Source organism: Nodosilinea sp. LEGE 07298, from assembly GCF_015207265.1.
GTDB lineage: Bacteria > Cyanobacteriota > Cyanobacteriia > Phormidesmidales > Phormidesmidaceae > Nodosilinea.
Genome location: NZ_JADEXE010000428.1, coordinates 1 through 4,427, shown reverse-complemented (window position 1 = coordinate 4,427; position 4,427 = coordinate 1). Strand labels below are relative to the sequence as shown.

Genomic DNA, 4,427 nt, shown 5'->3' with positions numbered 1-4,427 from the left:
GATGTTAGCGATTTTGCATACTGCCATGTACGACGCCTGGGCGGCCTACGATGCCGTGGCCTGGGGCACGCGCCTGGGGGAAACCCTGCGCCGCCCCAGAGCCGAGCGCACCGAGTCCAACCAAGCTAAGGCCATCAGCTATGCGGCCTATCGGGCGCTGCTCGACTTGTTTCCCGCGGTGCCGCAGCTGTTTGTCGATGCCATGACCCAGGTGGGCTACGACCCGGCAGATAGCTCTATCGACCTGGCCACGCCCAGCGGCGTGGGCAACTTGGCCACCCAGGTATTACTGAGCTTTCGCCACGGTGATGGCTCCAATCAGCTGAGCGATCTGCACCCTGGGGCCTATTCCGACTACACGGGCTATCGCCCGGTCAACACCCCTGACCAGATCCATGACCCCAACCGCTGGCAGCCGCTGCGGGTAGCCGATGGCCATGGCGGGTTTGTCGAACAAACCTTTATTGCGCCCCACTGGGGGTTGGTGACCCCCTTTGCGCTGCAATCGCCCCATCAGTTTCAGCCCGATGACAATCACGTGCAGCGGCACCCCGCCAAGGGGTACGAGCGCCAGGCCAAAGCGGTGCTGGAATATAGCGCCAACCTGAGCGATCGCGACAAAGTGATCGCCGAATACTGGGCCGATGGCCCCTCGTCGGAGCTGCCCCCCGGCCACTGGTGCCTGTTTGCCCAGTATGTGTCGGCCCGCGATCGCCATACCCTAGATGCCGATATCAAGCTCTTCTTTGCCCTCACCAACGCCATTTTCGACGCCAGCATTGTCTGCTGGGGGGTAAAGCGCCACTTCGACTACGTGCGCCCGGTGACGGCAATTCACTACCTGTTTCGGGGTCAGCAGGTGAAAGCCTGGGCTGGGCCTGGGCTAGGCACCCAGACGATCAGGGGCGAAGACTGGCAGCCCTACCAGGCCGCTACGGTGGTAACGCCCCCCTTTGCCGAATACATCTCCGGGCACAGCACCTTCAGCGCCGCCGGGGCCGAAATTCTGAGGCGGTTTACCGACGGCGACCACTTTGGGGCCTCTTATACCCAGCCAGCGGGCAGCTCGCGGGTCGAGCCGGGACTGGTGCCCGCCGAAGACCTCACCCTCCGGTGGGACACCTTTTCTGAGGCTGCCGATGAGGCTGGCATCTCCCGCCGCTACGGCGGCATTCACTTTGAGGATGGTGACCTGGATGGCCGCCGACGGGGGCGACGGCTCGCGGTGCAGGCCTGGAATCTGGCCCAGGACTACATTCACGGACGCCTATAGCCACCGGGGATTTTCGCCCTCAGGGTATCGGCTGAAGCCGGAATTTGAAGGGGCACGGGATACAGGAGCTAGACGCTTAATTTGGTTGCGTTTGATAGCAATGTGTATCGAAATCGACACCCTTGCACCTCAACTCAATTAGCAATTAAGTAGGGTATAGCCACAGAGATATTGTCATCTACGCCTAAGTTCGCAAGTCGCATTTTGTCTCGTCCCCAGACTCGCGATCGCATTCCCTCCAGCACTTAGGCCAAGAGAACCGCTGAATTCAATCCACTTAACAGGAACTAGGTCTCTCTACACCTAGTTCCCGTTAACCCTAACCATTTTTGTAGGTGAACCATGGTTACCACTAAAGAAAGGACTGTGAGCCTTGCAGTCAAGGCCAATCTAATTCGTTCTCAAGCTTCTGAGCCGTTACCTAAAACGGCTGTCTATGCCTTTTCGGCGGGGGGCAGTTTGCTGGCCCACCAGAGACTAGACGACAAAGGCTCAGCTCAACTATTGCTGCCAGCCGTTAAAGAGGCCAATGCCGTGCGCCTGCTGGTGGGGCCAGAGGTAGCGGAAAATCAGATCCAGGTGGCAGAACTGCTGCGTCGGGGCGCTGAAGAACGAATGCTGCGCCTAGAGCCGGGCAATCTGCAACCCACCGTTGACCTGACGATCTTCCCCGATCGCTGGCGCTGCTGGCTGGTGGGCTTAACCTTTGTCACTGGCAAGCTGCTGAAGCGGGTGGTGAACGGCGGCATCACCATCGATTTGCCCGTGGGTCATGCGGAGATTGAAATCTACGAAGTCGATCCGCTGCACATTCTGATTCCCAAGCTGCCCGACAGTGTGATTGATCGCCTGCGGGACGTTATTTTGCAGCCCATTCCCTTTCCCCGCGACCCGATTGGCCCCGTTACTCGTCCCGATGTCGCGCCCCAGGGAATCCACCTGGCCATGGCGGCTCAGGCTCCAGTACCGACGCTGATGAATGTGCGATCGCAGCCAGTCCCCGATGCCCTACCAGATCTCAGCAGTCGGGTGGGCAGCTTGCAATTTTTGGCCCGCACCGCCGACCTCTTCCAGTTTCGGCGGGGGTTACTAGACCATATAGACCTGATCCGCCCGCTGATCTGTCAGTTTTACCCGCATTTTGTCACCACCCAGCTCGTGGGCACCGCCACCACAGATGGCTGCGGCAAATTCCACAGTGCTTTCTCCCGGGGCTGCCATAATCCTGACGTGCCCGACCTCTACTTCAAAGCCAAGCAGCGGGTGTTTCCGCTACTGGCACCGTTTACCATCTACGCACCCACCCCCATTGCCTGCCACACCTACTGGAACTACGTTTCAGGCACGGAGGTAACCCTGTTTACCACCAGCCCCTTTGCCATTACCAGCGCTCCCTGCGCCCCGGTGGTTGCGCCCAAAAACTGGGTACTGTTTATGGCCGTGGGCAACACGCCCCTGAGCCAAATTCGGGGCGCTAGCGAAAGCCTGCAACCCACCACCAACGCCACCAATATCGGCCTGACCGATCGCGGCGCACCCTGGGGTGGTCTGCTACGGCCCCGACTAGAGTTTGACAACAGTCTGCGTCAGGAGTTGGGAGTCATGTACTACCAGGTGTCGTGGCGCAAAGGCAACAGCGGCCCATTTCAGCCGCTGACCGGAGAAGTGCATCGCCATTACACCCATGTGGTCAGCGGTGACCTGGTGCTAGAGGTGTATCCCCTAGGGCCAAAGGTGGTGAATGGGGTGGCCAATCTGTTTGAGATTCCGCCCGCGCTGCCTCCGGTCGGTCAGTGGAGCATTCCCGATGCGGTGGAAAACACCACCAGCGCCAAATTCCCCACCCAGGATATTGCCCCGGTGGGCCAGGAGGGGCTGTACCAGCTCAAGGTCGAGCTGTTTGATGGCAATGGCCAGGCGGTCAACCCAGCGGCTCTGGGTATTAAGTACCGGGTGCCCGATGTCGCCGATCTCAACGGCACCATCACCACCGACGATGCCGCCACCCTGGGCCTGGTGAGCAGCGGCAGCCTGGTGCTGACGCTGCATGTGGATAACAACCCCTGCACGGCGGCGATCGCACCCCCAACCCTCAACGGCATCGCCGCCAACGACTGCGGCGTGTTGGAATATGCCGAGGCTAGCCCCGGCTCTATCACCCTGGGCTACACAGCCTCGCACCCCCACGGGTTTGCCACCTACAGCTTTGGCCTGGTGCGGGGCGCTACCCCCCTAACGCCCCCTAGCGTCAGCGGCCCCGTGGGCGGCGGCAGTTTCTCCACCGTTCAAGGGGTGAATGGATTGCTTTCTGCCACCTGTCCCATTGCCGGGTTCTCAGAGAACCTGTATGTGGCCGCCACAGCTACAGATGGCTGGCAACGCCTCAGTGGCTATGACCGCAGTGCGGTGCGGGCCTTTGTGCTGGCCCCGCCGATGACATCCAACAGCTAAATCTGACAGCCATAGTCCCGTTGGTTAAGACACTCAGAAAACCGACCAGCGTGTGAACGTTTAGACGTTCACACGCCTTACCCAAAATGGCTCCAGCTACAAATCTGACACCTAAATCTGGTCTCTATTGCCTGCGGGCGAGGGGTATTCGATGGCTTTCAAGATTGATGTGATTCGCCCGGATGATCTGCTGAATCTGCACATCGAAGGGGTCAATTTGCAGGTTAAGCCGGAGGGCAGGGCAGGGGCGATTGCCGCCGTCGAAAATCCCCAGCAGCCCGCTTACCTGGTGGTGCAGTTTCCACCCCAGACCATTGCCGAACGGGCCTTTTTTGAGGCCAGTCCCATCAAAAAGCCAGTGGGGGCAGACCCGGCGATGCAGGTTCGCATTGATCGCGATGCCCTGGCAGCACCAAATGCCCTGGCGGAACCAGGCAAGGTGTCGGTACGGCTGGGAGGGCCATCGCGGCTGGTGTTTCGGGTGCCCGATGGGGTGCCGATTCCCTTTACCCTGGCGGGGTTGCTCGACTGGTCGGCCCTGGAGCTGGTGGTGTCGCCCCTGGCGGGGGTAGCCCCTACCCCTGTTAAGGTGATCATTCGTACTAGTGCGGTCAATTGGATAAGCTAAAGACGTTACCCCTGGCCGCTTAGAGTCAATGAGTTAGCGTCCCATGATAAACGCGCTATTCGAGCAATTTGTTGA

The 4,427-nt window shown here is 59.9% G+C and carries 3 protein-coding genes; all 3 read left to right on the top strand.

The features are described 5' to 3' along the window. Positions 1-1,273 (top strand): vanadium-dependent haloperoxidase (locus IQ273_RS30960; protein WP_228054232.1); only part of this gene is annotated, 1,273 nt, incomplete at its 5' end. A 342-nt stretch (positions 1,274-1,615) separates the two neighbouring features. Further along, on the top strand, positions 1,616-3,724 hold the full coding sequence (locus IQ273_RS30955; protein WP_194026930.1) for a hypothetical protein: 2,109 nt from the start codon (positions 1,616-1,618) through the stop codon (positions 3,722-3,724). Between the two features lie 151 nt (positions 3,725-3,875). Then, a complete protein-coding gene (locus tag IQ273_RS30950) occupies positions 3,876-4,352 on the top strand; it encodes a hypothetical protein (RefSeq protein ID WP_194026929.1) in 477 nt (158 codons plus the stop codon). Positions 4,353-4,427: the final 75 nt, after the last annotated feature.

Bases quoted from the DNA above. Each gene is read 5' to 3' on its own strand.
- IQ273_RS30955 (WP_194026930.1), top strand. From the start codon at position 1,616: ATGGTTACCACTAAAGAAAGGACTGTGAGCCTTGCAGTCAAGGCCAAT.
- IQ273_RS30950 (WP_194026929.1), top strand. From the start codon at position 3,876: ATGGCTTTCAAGATTGATGTGATTCGCCCGGATGATCTGCTGAATCTG.